At 42.7% G+C, this 14,706-nt stretch carries 15 protein-coding genes; 8 read left to right on the top strand and 7 right to left on the bottom strand.

Features of this window, described 5'->3' with window-relative positions:
• Positions 1–10 precede the first annotated feature (10 nt).
• From ODOSP_RS03715 to ODOSP_RS03705, 3 genes are all read right to left on the bottom strand, one after another.
• Positions 11–970, bottom strand: coding sequence for an AAA family ATPase (locus ODOSP_RS03715; protein ID WP_013611070.1), 960 nt, complete (start codon positions 968–970; stop codon positions 11–13).
• A 41-nt stretch (positions 971–1,011) separates the two neighbouring features.
• Entirely contained in the window at positions 1,012–2,349 is a 1,338-nt protein-coding gene (locus ODOSP_RS03710; protein ID WP_013611069.1) for a peptidylprolyl isomerase, read from the bottom strand.
• Between the two features lie 85 nt (positions 2,350–2,434).
• A complete protein-coding gene (locus tag ODOSP_RS03705) occupies positions 2,435–3,271 on the bottom strand; it encodes a peptidylprolyl isomerase (protein WP_013611068.1) in 837 nt (278 codons plus the stop codon).
• Between the two features lie 80 nt (positions 3,272–3,351).
• Between ODOSP_RS03705 and ODOSP_RS03700 the strand changes: the two genes are divergently transcribed.
• Positions 3,352–5,253, top strand: coding sequence for a RecQ family ATP-dependent DNA helicase (locus ODOSP_RS03700; protein WP_013611067.1), 1,902 nt, complete (start codon positions 3,352–3,354; stop codon positions 5,251–5,253).
• Here ODOSP_RS03700 and ODOSP_RS03695 read toward each other — a convergent pair whose 3' ends face one another.
• Genes ODOSP_RS03695 through queC form a run of 3 tightly spaced genes read right to left on the bottom strand, consistent with a single transcriptional unit; the run spans position 5,254 to position 7,267 of the window.
• Positions 5,254–6,057 carry a 7-carboxy-7-deazaguanine synthase QueE gene (locus ODOSP_RS03695; protein WP_013611066.1) on the bottom strand — a complete coding sequence of 268 codons (804 nt, stop codon included), beginning with the start codon at positions 6,055–6,057 and terminating at the stop codon, positions 5,254–5,256. It lies immediately after the preceding gene.
• A gap of 2 nt (positions 6,058–6,059) precedes the next feature.
• Positions 6,060–6,602 carry a 6-carboxytetrahydropterin synthase QueD gene (locus ODOSP_RS03690; RefSeq protein ID WP_013611065.1) on the bottom strand — a complete coding sequence of 181 codons (543 nt, stop codon included), beginning with the start codon at positions 6,600–6,602 and terminating at the stop codon, positions 6,060–6,062.
• The gene (queC, locus tag ODOSP_RS03685; RefSeq protein ID WP_013611064.1) at positions 6,596–7,267 is read right to left on the bottom strand and encodes a 7-cyano-7-deazaguanine synthase QueC; all 672 of its coding nucleotides are present in this window, start codon (positions 7,265–7,267) and stop codon (positions 6,596–6,598) included. Before queC ends, ODOSP_RS03690 begins: the two co-directional genes overlap by 7 nt.
• Before the next feature lie 92 nt (positions 7,268–7,359).
• Here queC and ODOSP_RS03680 point away from each other — a divergent pair, with 92 nt between their 5' ends.
• The 6 genes from ODOSP_RS03680 to bioC are packed head-to-tail and all read left to right on the top strand — an operon-like array spanning position 7,360 to position 12,545.
• Entirely contained in the window at positions 7,360–7,650 is a 291-nt protein-coding gene (locus ODOSP_RS03680; protein WP_140403402.1) for a hypothetical protein, read from the top strand.
• A 54-nt stretch (positions 7,651–7,704) separates the two neighbouring features.
• Positions 7,705–8,685, top strand: coding sequence for a biotin synthase BioB (gene bioB, locus ODOSP_RS03675; RefSeq protein ID WP_013611062.1), 981 nt, complete (start codon positions 7,705–7,707; stop codon positions 8,683–8,685).
• Positions 8,682–9,959 carry an adenosylmethionine--8-amino-7-oxononanoate transaminase gene (bioA, locus tag ODOSP_RS03670; protein ID WP_013611061.1) on the top strand — a complete coding sequence of 426 codons (1,278 nt, stop codon included), beginning with the start codon at positions 8,682–8,684 and terminating at the stop codon, positions 9,957–9,959. The genes bioB and bioA overlap by 4 nt, the downstream gene beginning before the upstream one ends.
• Positions 9,960–9,978: 19 nt before the next feature.
• Positions 9,979–11,142 (top strand): aminotransferase class I/II-fold pyridoxal phosphate-dependent enzyme, encoded by a 1,164-nt coding sequence (locus tag ODOSP_RS03665; protein ID WP_013611060.1) that lies wholly within the window; start codon positions 9,979–9,981, stop codon positions 11,140–11,142.
• The gene (locus ODOSP_RS03660; protein ID WP_013611059.1) at positions 11,133–11,786 is read left to right on the top strand and encodes a DUF452 family protein; all 654 of its coding nucleotides are present in this window, start codon (positions 11,133–11,135) and stop codon (positions 11,784–11,786) included. Before ODOSP_RS03665 ends, ODOSP_RS03660 begins: the two co-directional genes overlap by 10 nt.
• A 6-nt stretch (positions 11,787–11,792) precedes the next feature.
• The gene (gene bioC / locus ODOSP_RS03655; RefSeq protein WP_013611058.1) at positions 11,793–12,545 is read left to right on the top strand and encodes a malonyl-ACP O-methyltransferase BioC; all 753 of its coding nucleotides are present in this window, start codon (positions 11,793–11,795) and stop codon (positions 12,543–12,545) included.
• Between the two features lie 50 nt (positions 12,546–12,595).
• On the opposite strand, the gene ODOSP_RS03650 is transcribed toward bioC, so the two are convergent.
• Entirely contained in the window at positions 12,596–13,237 is a 642-nt protein-coding gene (locus ODOSP_RS03650; RefSeq protein ID WP_013611057.1) for an NUDIX hydrolase, read from the bottom strand.
• A 474-nt stretch (positions 13,238–13,711) separates the two neighbouring features.
• Between ODOSP_RS03650 and ODOSP_RS03645 the strand changes: the two genes are divergently transcribed.
• Positions 13,712–14,602: a hypothetical protein gene (locus ODOSP_RS03645; RefSeq protein WP_013611056.1), complete on the top strand. Its 891-nt coding sequence runs from the start codon at positions 13,712–13,714 to the stop codon at positions 14,600–14,602.
• Positions 14,603–14,706 lie beyond the last annotated feature (104 nt).

The raw sequence follows: 14,706 nt of genomic DNA, 5'->3' as shown, positions 1-14,706 counted from the left end.
TATCGACCGTTTATTTTATAAATTCCCGGATCAGATCTTCGACCCGGATATGTTCAGCCTCTGCTTTATAGTTTTTAAAGATCCGATGCCGCAAAATAGTTTCCGCTACATATTTTACGTCTTCTATATCCGGAGCATATTTCCCTTGTAAAGCTGCATGTGTTTTAGCTCCTGAAATTAAAAATTGAGAAGCTCGCGGTCCGGCGCCCCAGTTGAGGTATTGCTCTGCCAGCGGATGTGCCCCAGAACGTCCGGGACGAGTCCGGGCAACTAGTTTTACGGCATATTCGGTGATATGTTTCGATACCGGCATCAGGCGGATTGCAGATTGGAATTTCAGAATTTCTTCCCCTGTAACGATACGGTTCAATTTTTCCGTTTTCTGTCCGGTAGTGCTTTCTACGATAGCGATTTCTTCTTCCAGAGTCGGATAATCGAGTATCAAACTGAACATGAACCGGTCTAATTGAGCTTCCGGCAGCGGATAGGTTCCTTCCTGTTCTATCGGGTTCTGAGTAGCCAGCACAAAAAAAGGCTGTTCCAATTTCCGGGTTGTACCGGCCGCAGTGATTTCTTGCTCTTGCATCGCCCCCAGTAAAGCACTCTGTGTCTTGGGAGGAGTACGGTTGATCTCGTCAGCCAGGATAATATTGGCAAATAGAGGCCCCTCGATAAATCTGAATTCCTTCTGATTGTCTAAGATTTCAGTACCGATAATATCGGAAGGCATTAAATCCGGCGTAAACTGTATCCGCTTGTATTTTAAGTCTAAGGTTTCGGATATAGCGGTTACCATCAAGGTCTTGGCCAAACCGGGGACACCGATGAGCAGGCAATGTCCGTTACTGAAAATAGCTACCAGTATTTTATCGATGATTTCTTCCTGACCGACAATTTTGCGGGCGATCTCTTTTTTTAATGTTTCATATTTAATCTTCAACTGATCGATCCTTTTTACCAAATCTTCCATGATCATTTGCTTTTAGCACGACTTTCAATCCCTGTTTCTGTTTATTTAATCCATCCGTCGTACCGGAATTTGGTATCTTTAAAACTTTCATCGATATGAATATAGGTATCCGCTTGTTTTTCTTTGATCCATTTTTCCAATTTCTCCATTTGTTTTTCCCGTTTCAGCATCAATTCGAAATTTTGCCAGTCATCATCCAAATTCGCTTTATGACGGGGATAAAATTCTTTAATCTTCACGATCTTGTATTCTTCTTGGCCGTTGGTATGACTGATGAACGGCTGAGAGATTTCGCCGGGTTTCATTTTATTTACTTCTCGAGCCATATCGCCGGGAATATCAGGACGGGCAATGCGGGCTTCCGAAGTCTGGGGATCGGCGAACAACCCACCGTTATTCCGGGTTTTCTTATCGGTAGAGAAATAATAGGCAGCTTCTTCGAAAGTCATTTTCCCATCGGTGATGTATTGCCGGATGGTATCCAGACGATTTAAAGCTTCCTGTTTTTCCGTATCGGAAACCTTCGGTTGAAGGATAATGTGACGGACATTGATTTTTTCTCCCTGACGGTCGATCAGCTGAATAATATGGAAACCGTATTCCGATTCTATGATTTTAGAAATTTTTCCGGGTTTTAAGCTGAAAGCTGCTTCTGCAAAAGCCGGATCCAGTTCTTTCTTGGATTTATAACCCAGTTCTCCGCCACGGGGAGCAGAAGCATCTTCTGAATACAATACGGCTAAAGTATTGAACGTCTTTTCCCCTTTCAGGATCTGGTCCCGGAAAGAGCGCAATTGTTCCCGTATCCGTTCTTTCTCGGCTTCACTGACATCCGGTTTTAAAACGATCTGTTGTAATTCGTAACGGTCGGGCATATCCGGAAGGCTGTCTTTGGGGATCTTTTTGAAATAACTTCTTACTTCCGAAGGAGTAATACGTATTTTTTCAACGATCTTTTGCTGCATTTGTTCTGTAATCAATTGCTCCTTAAGCGGATTTCTCATGTCGTCTTTGATTTCCTGGATGGATTTACCGAAATATTTCTCCAGACGTTCCTGAGAACCGATATTACTGATAAAAAATTCGATCTGACTGGAAACGGCATTTTCAACTTCTTCGTCCGATACGATGATACTATCTATTTGAGCTTGGGCCATAAGTAGTTTCTGTACCAATTGTTGTTCCAGAATTTCTGCTTTATAATCAGGTGACGAGGAGATGATCCCCTGGCCCTGTTGTTGTAAAAAGGCATTTTCAATATCGGATTGCAAAATTATTTCATCTCCTACAATAGCGACTATTTTATCTATAACATTTTTTTGTGCAAAAATAAAGCTGAAAGAGAAAGATAAAACAAGTAATAATAAAACCTTTTTCATGTGTATTAATTTGTTATTATATAGTCAAAATTTGAGACCTCTAAACTACTATTTTTATTCAAAACAGCGAAGAACAGTAGAAAGTTTAGTAAATTTTTACATACTTTTTACGAACTCCTTCTTCATTGATCTGTTTTTCCAGGTCGTTTTCGAATTGAAGTTTCTTCTTATTTTTCAGAATAAGGGTAATTTCATCTCTGACATAATCTAAGGGAGCTAACGTTTGTTCATGACGCATCTCATTGATTTTTAGAAAATAGTAGTTGTCGTCATCTTCTTTTTCGATGTTTTTAACCACCAGAATTTCTTTTTCTAATGTGTTGAAATCTCCGGGAATCAGATTTAATATATATTTTACTTCAATCCATTTATTGTTGAATTTATCGTATTTTTTAGCATGGGTCAGGCAATAATCTTCCAGACTTTCCTGATCGTTTGCTTTATCCGATTTGAACCATTTCTTCACTTCTTTTAAATTAGGTGCATTTTTAGGAAGAATAAAGAATACCGCTTTAATGATCGGAGTGGGCAGAATAAAGTTTTTTTCGTTTTTATTATAATAGGTTTCGATGTCTTCTTCGCTGATCTCGTCCATAAGGCGTTGGGCGATCAGTTTTTGTTTGTATTGGTAAATCAACAAAGAAGTGCGGTAATCTTCAACCTGTTTTTGTATATTCATTTCTTCGTTGGATAGGTTCTCGATCGCTTTATGTAAAAGTAATTTTTGCGTCACCCAATTGCGGATATAGTTCTGAGCCATGAGCAGACTATCTTCACTGGAGGTGCCGTTCGGAATAAAATCGATGATCTCGGAGCGGGATAAGGTACTCTCGAACACTTGTGCCACAGGTGGCTCCTGCGTTCTTTGGGGCTCACAGGAACAAATGATCAGGACCAGCATAAACAATAGGGTGAATCTCATTTTTAGCTTCTTGTTTTAAGACACGGGCGAAAGTAGTAAATAATTTTCAATTTTCCCTATCTTTGTCCGAAAGAAGAGAGATGCATAACAGGATTCACGAAATATTGAAACAATACTGGGGATACGATGAATTCCGTAGTCTGCAGGAGGAGATTATTCTCTCGGTATTGGAGGGGAAGGATACGCTGGCTTTGATGCCGACCGGTGGAGGAAAGTCGATTACCTACCAGGTACCTGCCTTGGTGTTGGAGGGGATATGCCTGGTGGTGACGCCCTTGATCGCTTTAATGAAAGATCAGGTTGAAGAATTGCAAAAGCGGGGAATTGTGGCGGAGGCGATTTATACCGGTATGGGGAAAGAACAGATAGAATCGACCCTGAATAAAGCGATTGCCGGAAAAATCAAATTCCTGTATGTTTCTCCCGAACGATTAGCTTCGGAACAGTTTCGCGCACGTCTGAAACAAATGCATTTGTCCATGCTGGCAGTCGACGAAGCCCATTGTATTTCGCAATGGGGCTATGATTTCCGGCCTTCATATCTGCGGATCGCTGAAATCCGGGAGAATTTCCGGCAGATTCCGGTATTGGCATTGACAGCTACCGCTACTCCCCGGGTAGCCGAAGATATCCAGCAACAGTTAAAATTTGAGGTCCCCCATGTTTTATCGAAAAGTTTCCGGAGGGATAATATCGCTTATGTAGTCCGGAAAGCGAACGATAAGTTGGGAGAATTATTGCATATTTTATCCAGTCTGAAAGCCAGCGCAATCGTGTATGTGCGCAAAAGAGCGGGAGCGGAAGAGTTGGCCCGTTTTTTGAAAGCGAAGGGAATAGAAGCTGATTTTTATCATGCCGGACTGACTTCTTTTCAAAGAGAACAAAAACAGGAGGCGTGGAAAAAAGGTGAAGTCCCGGTGATTGTCGCAACGAATGCTTTCGGTATGGGAATCGACAAACCGGATGTTCGGATTGTCGTTCATTTCGATATTCCGGATAGTCCCGAGGCCTATTTCCAGGAAGCCGGGAGAGCAGGACGGGACGGTAAGAAGGCTTATGCGGTATTGTTATACAACGAAGCTGCTTTGACAGCCCTGAAAAAAAGAGTCACTCAGGGATTTCCCGATAAAAATTATATCCGTCAGGTGTATCGCCTGTTGGGGGATTTTTTCGGATTGGAGGAAGGGTTAGGGCATGGACTGGCTTTTGAGTTCGATCCTGAACATTTTGTGAAGACTTATAAGCTGGAGCTGACCACTACCTTGTCGGCGATAAAAGTATTGCAGGTAGCCGGTTATTTGGAATGTACCACCGAAGTACATGCCCGTTCGCGTATCAGTTTCCTGGTTTTGAGAGATCAATTGTATAAAATAGAGTTGGGGGACCTTTTATTGGAACGATTGGTGGAATATATACTTCGGAATTATCCGGGGATTTTTGTGCAATATGCTTATATCGATGAAGAAATACTGGCCGGGAAGTTAGGGGTGAAAAGACAACAGGTCTATGAAAGTCTGTTGTTATTAGCCCGTCGCAGGATCATCGGTTATATTCCCGGTAATGACCGGCCTTATATCGTTTATCACCAGCCCCGGGTTCCGGCTCATTACCTGCATATCGGTCCCGAGGCCTATGAGGACAGGAAACAAGCTTATGCTGTAAAAGTCGGGCATATGGCCGGATACATCGAATTAACCGATTCCTGTCGTCAATTGTATTTGATGGCTTATTTCGGACAACGGGAAAAAGAGGTTTGCGGTATTTGTGACCTTTGTCTCGAACAGAAGAAACGACCGGGAAATACCAACCGGAAAACCGAGGAGAAGATCCTTGAGCTGCTGAAACAAAAAGATTATGAGATCAGGGAACTGATCTATGAATCGGCGGGTTCCCGACAGCAAGCGACGGCTTGTATCCGCAAACTTTTGGATGCAGGTGAAATTTATTATAAAACTCCGACACTACTGGCTTTACGTCATTAATCATACTCCTGCCTTATCCCCGAATAACGAGATATGCAATCTGTCACAATATCGCCAACCGTTCCGAATACAATACTCTAAAGTTTTTCGCATATTCCTTCGCATGATTTCCGGTGTCCCTCCTAAAGGCATTAACAGGATGTCGTCATTTTTCCAAGCTTGAAGAACAGATAAAAGTTGCTGGATTTCGTCTATATCTTCATCGCAAGCATATACGAATTTCAATTGGAAATCTTTCTGGTATTGCCGGGCAGAGGATATATATTGCTGTATGCATTCCGGATTCAACCGTTGAATGGAAAGCGGACTCGCTCCGGTATAGGAACTGCTTAGCTTGGGAGATAAACTGAATAAATCGATGTATCGGGCCAATTCAGGATCGAATAAGGTGGCATTGGTTTCTAAAGTCAAATGGAATCGATAGTCGGACTTTAACTTTTGACATAAGGCTTTTAATTCCTTTACCTGAAGTAAAGGTTCACCACCGGTAAGGACGATATGCCGGATGGGACCGGCATTTTGCAAGAGGGTTGTATAAATGGCTTCCACAGATACTTGCCGGGTATCTTTTAATTGATATGCAGCATAAGCAGAGTCACAAGGTGACGACAGACCGTCGGAGGTTTGCCAGTGACATTGCAGATTACATCCGGCCAATCTGACAAATAGAGAAGGGATACCGCACAATTTTCCTTCTCCCTGAACGGTACCTGCAAACTGAAAACCGGATGCCGGCAAATCCGGGAGCAAATGTCCGTCTTTATCTTTAACGATCGGAAAGATTCCGTCTTTGGCTAATCGCATATTTACGCCTCTAACAGTTTATCCCACCAGTCGGTAGATTTCCACTCTGCAACGATCCCTTCGGAGAAATGGATGTCTTTCAGTTGGAATCTGGCCAGTTTTAAATCTTCCTGAAAAGCTTCGGCATAACCTGTAGCCGTTTCATGTACCCGGACAGCATGAAGCTGAATATTTCCTTCCCCGTTGACACGTTCCGTATGCCGGAGGATTTTGTCGATGACATAGGTAAACAGTAAGGCATAACCTTCGGCAGAAGGAGAGACCGGGATTTCTGCAACTCTCCGGTTATAACGGTATACGAATGTTTTTAAATCGGGCGATTCATTTTGCCACAGGGAGTAAGAGTGATCGAAACTTTCGATAAATTCTTTCACTTTATCCAAACGGCAGAAATCCATAACCATATAACCGTCGTCGAGTTTGTCCGAGGTGATAAAAACTTCGACGATATAGGAATGTCCGTGAATATTTTCCCGGCACCGTTGAGAGGAACAATTACGGACAATATGCGCCCCTTCGAATTTGAATTGTTTTCTAATCAGCATACTAAAGGATCTATTTCGTTTGCTTCGGCAAAAGCCTTGGCTCTCAATAAACAACTGTCACAAACGCCACACGGATGTTCACCTCCCCGGTAACAGGTCCAGGTCAGTCCGAAATCGACCCCCAGACTGACGCCTAATTTGACCTCTTCGGCTTTGGTCAGATGCATGAAAGGAGCGTGGATGGTAATTCTCTGTTTCTTTTCGGCTCCCAATACGGTTCCCAGGTTGATCGCGTTTTCCATCGCTTTTATAAATTCTTCCCGGCAATCGACATAACCGGAATAGTCGACTTCACTCACTCCGATAAAGATGTCCGTGATATCTAATGCATCGGCCCACGAAGCGGCTACCGACAGAAATACCATATTCCGGGCAGGTACGTAAGTGGAAGGAATATCCTGGCGTTCGATATGGCCGTCTTCTACCTCCATGTCCGGATCGGTAAGTGCGCATCCGCTCCATTGGTTCAAAAGTAAATTAACTATTTTATGTTCTTTTACGCCGGCTGCTTTTGCAATGGCTATAGCACTTTTTAATTCTTTGTCGTGCTTCTGACCGTATTCGAAAGTGATGGCATAAATCTCATCGAATCCCTGGCTTTGGGCCAGATAAAGAGCTGTTGAAGAATCCAGCCCGCCGGATAATAAAACAATGGCCTTTTTCATAACTATTTATTCTTATTTTCGGGTGCGAAGTTACAATTATTACCCATAAATTGGGTGTGGTATCCCGAATTTTGATTACCTTGCGGCCGAATATGAAAATAAATACCTGTATACCGGAAGCCGTACTTTACTTTTCCCAGTGGAGCGGGAAAGGATATGCTGTTTTTGCTGCTTTGGGCCGGCAAGTACAGATTGCAGGATTAGCTTTGCATATTTGTTTGTGTGCTATGCTCAAATCTGCCCGGAAAGGCTTAATTGTAAGTGGGGTTTTAGCTTGGGAAGAAAATGAGGGAGAAATAGCGGAACAATTGAAACGGGAAATGGAAGGGGTCTGTTTACATGAGGGAGAAGTATGCCCCGGTCTGAAAGTGATGTTAAAGTAAATAAGGAAAGGGTGTGCTGTAAGCATGCCCTTTTTATTTTGAATAAAGAGAAGTATGATTACACAATTAAAAGAAAAAGTGTTGAACGGTGGACAGATCACCCGCGAAGAGGCGATCTTATTGAGTAATGCGGTGGATAAGCAAGCTTTATACCGGGCCGCAGGCGAAATCAGAGATAAACGGGTGGGCCGTCGGTTCGATACTTGCTCGATTATAAATGCCCGTTCCGGAAGATGTTCGGAGAATTGTAAATGGTGTGCCCAATCGGCTTTGTTTAAAACGAATATAGAAGAGTACGAACTGGTAGATGAGAAGACTTGTCTCGATTTAGCCCGTTCGAATGCCGATTATGGAGTGGATAAATTTTCGTTTGTGACCAGCGGTAGGGCCTTGTCCGATAAAAATATAGACCGGATCTGTACTTTTGCCGTTAAAATCAAATCCCAGTCGGACCTTCAATTGTGTGCTTCCATGGGATTACTGAAAAAGGCGCAGTTACAAAAATTGATGGATGCCGGTATTACACGTTATCATTGTAATCTGGAATCTTCGGCCGATTACTTCGGTACCTTATGTACCTCGCATACCCCTGCCGATAAAATAGAGACTATCCGTGCAGCTCAGGAAATCGGTATGGAAGTGTGCTCCGGAGGAATTATCGGAATGGGAGAGAGCATGGAGGATCGGATCGATCTGGCCTTGATGTTAAGGGAATTGGGAATAAAATCTATTCCGATAAATATTCTGAATCCGATCCCCGGTACTCCTCTCGAAGGTACAGCTCGGTTGGAAGATGAAGAGATCCTGACTACCATTGCGCTCTTTCGTTTTATTCAGCCCGATGCCTACCTGCGTTTTGCCGGAGGGAGAATGCTGATATCCCATTTAGAGACAGAGGCGATCCAGGCCGGGATAAATGCTGCGATAGTAGGTGATTTATTGACCACTTTGGGATCGAAAGTAAAAGAAGATATGGAAAAGGTGAAGGCGCTGGGTTTCGAAACAGAAGGAAAATCTAAAAATCTAAAAATATGAATACAGCAGAATTACTTCAATACGACAGGGAGCACATCTGGCATCCCTATACTTCGACGATAGATCCGCTGCCGGTATATCCTGTAAAGAGGGCGGAAGGGGTATATATCGAACTCGAAGACGGACGCAGATTGATCGACGGTATGTCTTCCTGGTGGTGTGAAGTACACGGTTATAATCATCCGGTATTGAATGCCGCCCTTGAAAAACAAATGAAAGAAATGTCCCATGTGATGTTCGGGGGATTTACCCATCGGCCTGCCGTTGAACTGGCAGAACGGCTTCTTTCTATTGCTCCCGGGGGATTGGATAAAATTTTCTTTTGTGATTCGGGATCGGTATCTGTAGAGGTGGCTATGAAGATGGCTTTACAATACTGGTATGCAGCTGAACGCACAGAAAAAAGACATTTTCTGACTATCACCAAAGGATATCACGGCGATACCTGGAATGCCATGTCTGTATGTGATCCGGTAACGGGTATGCACGGTATTTTTCATGGTACCCTCCCTATACAGTATTTTATTCATCGTCCGGAATGTCGTTTCGGAGCTCCTTGCCGGGAGGAAGATATCCGGGAACTGAAAGACTGCCTGGAAGAACATCATGCCGGTATAGCTGCTGTTATTCTTGAACCTATTGTTCAGGGAGCAGGTGGAATGTGGTTTTATTCAGCAGATTACCTGAAACAGGTCAGGGAATTGTGTGATCGGTACGAAGTGTTGTTGATCTGTGATGAAATAGCAACAGGATTCGGACGTACCGGGAAGTTATGGGCGGTTGAATATGCGGGGATTTCTCCGGATATTATGTGTATCGGAAAAGCGATTACCGGAGGTTACATGAGCTTTGCCGCAACGATGGCTACCGAACGGGTAGCGACTCGGATCTGCTCCCGGGATCCTTTTGTATTTATGCACGGGCCCACCTTTATGGGAAATCCCCTGGCTTGTGCTGTCGCCAATGCTTCGGTCGGATTGATTCAGGAGTATGATCTGGAAAAGACGGTAGGGGCTATCGAACGCCAATTGAAACAGGAATTGCAGCCTGCTGCATTATTTCCGAATGTGGCGGATGTCCGGGTATTGGGGGCCATCGGGGTAATCGAAATGAAAGAACCGGTGAATATGGCTGTCCTTCAAGCCAAGTTCGTTGAAGAAGGTATATGGGTGAGACCGTTCGGTAAACTGGTATACATTATGCCGCCATTCATCATCCGGCCCGAAGAACTGAGCCGTTTGACTCAAGGTTTATTGAAAGTGATCGCTCAATAATCGGTTAAAAGCATACAAAATGAATAAAGAGCGTTATTATCACAAATTAGAAACCATAAAAGAATCCGGTAATTACCGGATCCTGAGGGAAATCGAACACAACGGTTTTCTGATCCACGACGACGGACGTGAGATGCTGAATCTGTCTTCGAACGATTATCTGGGCTTATCGTCTAATCCACGCCTGATTGAAGAATTCCGTGAAGAGACAGATGTTATGGCTTTACCATACAGTGCTGTATCTTCCAGATTATTATCCGGAAATCATCCTTATTACAAAATGCTCGAGGACGATTTAGCCGATCTTTACGATAAAGAGGCAGCCTTGGTATTCAATTCGGGTTATCATGCCAATATCGGAATTTTGCCTGCTTTAACCAATAAGCGGGATCTGATCGTTGCAGATAAATTGGTGCATGCCAGTATTATCGACGGATTGCGGTTGAGTGAGGCTCAGATGATCAGATACAAACATTTGGATTACGAACATTTGCGAAGTATACTGACCCGGCACCGGGAGGAATATGATAATGTATTCATCGTTACGGAGTCTATTTTTAGTATGGATGGAGATACGTCGGATTTACAACAATTGTGTGAAATAAAGAAGGAATTCGACGCCTTTTTGTATGTAGACGAGGCACATGCCGTAGGAGTAAGGGGGACGAATGGGTTAGGTTGTTGTGAAGAACAAGCTTGTATGGAAGATATCGATTTTATCGTCGGTACTTTTGGAAAAGCTTTTGCTTCGATGGGAGCTTTTGTCGTGTGTGAACAAGTATTTCGCGATTATTTGATCAATACGCAAAGAAGCCTGATTTTTACAACGGCTTTGCCTCCTGTAAATGTGGCGTGGACGCGGTTTATTCTCAACCGGATGCCCGATTTTTACGATCTTCGGATCAAATTGGCCGAAATTGCTTCGAAGTTACGGCAGGTATTGGTCGAAAAAGGATTCGAAACCCGGGGCGACTCTCATATCGTACCTATGGTATGTGGTTCTAATGAGAGTAGTGTAGAAATGTCGGAATTACTTCGGGATAACGGATTTTTTGTTTTGCCGGTGCGGTATCCGACCGTACCCAAAAATGAAGCCCGTATCCGTTTCTCCCTGAATGCTTCTATTCCAACCGAAGATTATGGTTGTTTATTTGAATTTTTGGAGTGTCTGGTATGCGAATAGAGTGGTTGAACAAAAAAGGTTCCGATCGGGTGATCGTTTTCTTCCATGGTTGGGGAATGGATGCTGCCGGTGTATCTCATCTGCAAATAGAAGATGATGTGCTGATGTGTTATGATTACCGTTCGTTAGATTTTGCTTTTCCGGATTTAGGGTATTACCGCTGCATTTATGTGGTCGCCTGGTCGATGGGAGTGTGGGCCGCAGATCGGGTAATCTCCAGGCTTGAAATGAAACCGGAGCGATGTGTCGCATTGAATGGAACTACACGTCCGGTCGACGATGAATATGGAATTCCGGTCAAAATTTATGAGCTTACAGAAAAAGGAATGAATGAGAGAGGACGGGAAAAGTTCTTTCTGAGGATGCTCGATGGGGCTGACGAATGCCGGAAATTCAGCGGACAAAAACCGAATCGTGGAATCGAAGAAGTATGCGAAGAGTTGTGTCGTATACGGGAGTTATGCTCTGGTGTAAAAGGAAAACTGAATTGGGATAAAAGTTACATTTCGGAAAAAGACTCGGTATTTCCTGCACAGAATCAATTGAACTGGTGTAAGAAAGAAGGGATTCCTGCCGTTTCTTTACCCGGCGGACATTATCCGTTTTATCGGTTTCGGAGTTGGAGAGAAATTTTAGAAAAATAGCAAAGTATGATCGATAAGACTGAAATAGAATGCCGTTTCCGACGGAGCGTCGATAGCTATGAAGATAATGCAACCGTTCAGAAATGGATTGTACAGCGCCTGGTAGAATTATTACAGGAATATGTACCTTATTCTTCCCGGACCTTGGAAATCGGGTGTGGCACCGGACTCTTATCCGAAAAAATCAACCGGCTTTGGGAGGATCAGCAATTTTGGGTGAATGATTTGGTCGAGCAGATGTGCCGGAAAACGATAGACAGATGCCAGTTGCCTGTCTCACACGGGCTGAACGGGGATATCGAACAAATACCTTTGACCGGGAAATTCGATTTGATCGTTTCTGCTTCGACTTTTCAATGGCTGGCTCATCCCCGGGCTACTTTTGCTAAATTAGCAGCTCATCTTAATACAAACGGATGGTTGATTTTCAGTACTTTCGGGAAGAATAATTTTAAAGAATTGAAAGCTGTAACCGGACAAGGACTGGAATATCGTTCTATAGGGGAATTAAGTGCCTGGTTGTCTTCAGAATACGATATATTGTATACCGAAGAGCAGATACATACGCTAAAATTTTCCGATCCCCTGGATATTCTTCGGCATGTAAAGAAAACCGGAGTGAATGCAACCAGTCTACCGACAGCCTGGACCAAAGGACGTCTTCACGAGTTTTGTGAAGACTACAAAATCCGTTTCCTGACAGACGGGTATTGTCCGCTGAGCTATCATCCCCTTTATCTGGTATGCCGGAAAAAATAAATCTGGCATTGCAATTCGGCTACAGCCCCAATTGCAATGCTAAAATAGCCTTACAGCTTTCCTAAATGATTGAAAGTATTGGTTTTCATTAATTGCTCTAATTCTGCAATAATCATTGCAGTGGCTCCCCAAATAAAATTCTCTCCGATCTTATATCCCGGTGCAATAATTTTATGATCGTGTCGTACAAAAGAGTGTGTGGTTTTATTCCGGTCATCGAAAAGATCCCTTAATTTTACTAAAATGACTTTTTCCACTTCATCCTGGGATAAGATAAAATCAGGTAATTGTAATGTTGTCCCGACAATCGGAGTAATATTGAAATTGCTCAAAGGAATATAGATATCGCTCAATACTCCCAGGATAGACACTTTTTCTTCGGGTACTCCTATTTCTTCGTGACATTCCCGTAAAGCTGTCTGTAAAGCATCGGCATCTTCTTTTTCCATCTTTCCACCGGGAAAAGCAATTTGTCCGCCATGATATTTTCCCCGGTTTACCCGTTTGATGAGAGGAAGGGCCAATTCGTTTTCAAAAGGAACGATTAAGGCAAGGATGGCACTATTGACAGGAGGACAGGGATGTACGCCTTCGATTCCTTCGATATACTTCGGGCGAGGAGCCATGAGAGCATGTGCTTTTTCTCCGGGAAGGACATTATATAAAGCAGTTCTGATTTTTCTGGTTTTCATATTTCTATTACTGATTTGACAAAGATAAGAAATAAAGATATAAGATAAGAAACATGTGTTTTAAATTGGACAAACTATCCGAAAATACAAAATTATAAATAAAAATAATGGCGATTTAAATAAAAAAGACTTATCTTTAACCTGTTAAACGATAGCTTGGTGAAATAAATATGAAAATTATTCCAATTTTATATGGATATAATGAAAAATTGTCCTATCTTTGTAATGCCAATATATTTTACAAAGCAGCTTAGGACTGTTGATTAACGTAGCAGGCATTCGGTTGCCTGCTGCTTTAAATATTCGGTTCTTGGCTGATGGGGCAGGTGAAAAACCTGGTAATTTTTTGTAAAATATTATTGGCACCCCATCAGTTCAAGGGCCGATTTTTTATGTGTATATATTCCGGATTTGGATGATATAGAGATTTGACGGGGTAATTGTAAAATTTCTCTAATTAAAAACTTAACGGTTATGAAGACAATTCCAATGGTACCAGCTTGTCAGAACATGGAAGAACTCCACAAGCTAACAGATCTTATTTGTGAGTATATTCATCCTCAGATGGTTATTTTGTTCGGTTATTATGCAGGTATGGACTTTCATAACGCTTTGAAAGGGTATGAAATGCTTGTTATCATGGAGGAAAAACCGACGCTGACGGTTAGGGAGTTGGTCGGATATTTAAAGACTCATTATCCGCTTGATAACCGGAAGGAGAAGAATCTGTCCCTTCATATTTTTACAGCTGAATTTATTCATCATCGCACTTCTTTAAGTTATTTTTTCTATGCAATTAGAAAAGAGGGGATCTTGTTGTATGAGAGTGAAAATTGTATTTTAAAAGAGTCTGTCGCTTATAAACCGACCCGTTCTTATCAGCAAATTGTCGGCCTTTCCGATCAGTGTCTGGCCTTAGGAAGAGCTTTTCTGCAAGATGCACAGCGACATATCGACGGTGGTATTCCCCGTTTAGCCGCTTATTATTTGTATCAGGCTGTCGTCCAATTTCTTCGGGCCGGAAATATGGTACATTATGGCTTTCTGGCCGAAGGGAGAGAAGATCTGGTGACGACTTACCTGAAAATCAGATACTGTACGAAAGAAATTGCTGCCTTGTGGTATGGAGACGGACAATTGACCGAATGGACTTTATTCGGACGCTTGCAATCTTTTAGTTATAAAACCCGCTTCAGCTATCCGTATACCGTCAACTCCGATCTGTTGACCCGCTGTCTGACTTTTACCTGCAAAACAGAGAAAGTAATCAAAAAATTTTGTAAGGAAAGGATCAAATTCTTAGAGACCTTATCGAAATCCCGCGAGAATTCCCAGGAAGAGAAAAGTGACTTATCGAAGGAGTGAAGACTTGATCGGGACGATAAGATTTAGTTTATAAATCATTTGAACTGAGGTCCTGGCGGATTGGCGGATTTTCGGTTCTGACTTTCAATCCTGAACCTGGTTCC

The sequence above is a fragment of the Odoribacter splanchnicus DSM 20712 genome (assembly GCF_000190535.1).
GTDB lineage: Bacteria > Bacteroidota > Bacteroidia > Bacteroidales > Marinifilaceae > Odoribacter > Odoribacter splanchnicus.
Note: the sequence above shows the minus strand (reverse complement) of the source record. Positions and strands in the feature narration are given on the sequence as shown.

What these genes read in the sequence shown, in the direction of transcription:
- ODOSP_RS03715 (WP_013611070.1), bottom strand. Translation starts at nt 970, where the DNA reads ATGGAAGATTTGGTAAAAAGGATCGATCAGTTGAAGATTAAATATGAA.
- ODOSP_RS03710 (WP_013611069.1), bottom strand. Translation starts at nt 2,349, where the DNA reads ATGAAAAAGGTTTTATTATTACTTGTTTTATCTTTCTCTTTCAGCTTT.
- ODOSP_RS03705 (WP_013611068.1), bottom strand. Translation starts at nt 3,271, where the DNA reads ATGAGATTCACCCTATTGTTTATGCTGGTCCTGATCATTTGTTCCTGT.
- ODOSP_RS03700 (WP_013611067.1), top strand. Translation starts at nt 3,352, where the DNA reads ATGCATAACAGGATTCACGAAATATTGAAACAATACTGGGGATACGAT.
- ODOSP_RS03695 (WP_013611066.1), bottom strand. Translation starts at nt 6,057, where the DNA reads ATGCGATTAGCCAAAGACGGAATCTTTCCGATCGTTAAAGATAAAGAC.
- ODOSP_RS03690 (WP_013611065.1), bottom strand. Translation starts at nt 6,602, where the DNA reads ATGCTGATTAGAAAACAATTCAAATTCGAAGGGGCGCATATTGTCCGT.
- queC (WP_013611064.1), bottom strand. Translation starts at nt 7,267, where the DNA reads ATGAAAAAGGCCATTGTTTTATTATCCGGCGGGCTGGATTCTTCAACA.
- ODOSP_RS03680 (WP_140403402.1), top strand. Translation starts at nt 7,360, where the DNA reads ATGAAAATAAATACCTGTATACCGGAAGCCGTACTTTACTTTTCCCAG.
- bioB (WP_013611062.1), top strand. Translation starts at nt 7,705, where the DNA reads ATGATTACACAATTAAAAGAAAAAGTGTTGAACGGTGGACAGATCACC.
- bioA (WP_013611061.1), top strand. Translation starts at nt 8,682, where the DNA reads ATGAATACAGCAGAATTACTTCAATACGACAGGGAGCACATCTGGCAT.
- ODOSP_RS03665 (WP_013611060.1), top strand. Translation starts at nt 9,979, where the DNA reads ATGAATAAAGAGCGTTATTATCACAAATTAGAAACCATAAAAGAATCC.
- ODOSP_RS03660 (WP_013611059.1), top strand. Translation starts at nt 11,133, where the DNA reads ATGCGAATAGAGTGGTTGAACAAAAAAGGTTCCGATCGGGTGATCGTT.
- bioC (WP_013611058.1), top strand. Translation starts at nt 11,793, where the DNA reads ATGATCGATAAGACTGAAATAGAATGCCGTTTCCGACGGAGCGTCGAT.
- ODOSP_RS03650 (WP_013611057.1), bottom strand. Translation starts at nt 13,237, where the DNA reads ATGAAAACCAGAAAAATCAGAACTGCTTTATATAATGTCCTTCCCGGA.
- ODOSP_RS03645 (WP_013611056.1), top strand. Translation starts at nt 13,712, where the DNA reads ATGAAGACAATTCCAATGGTACCAGCTTGTCAGAACATGGAAGAACTC.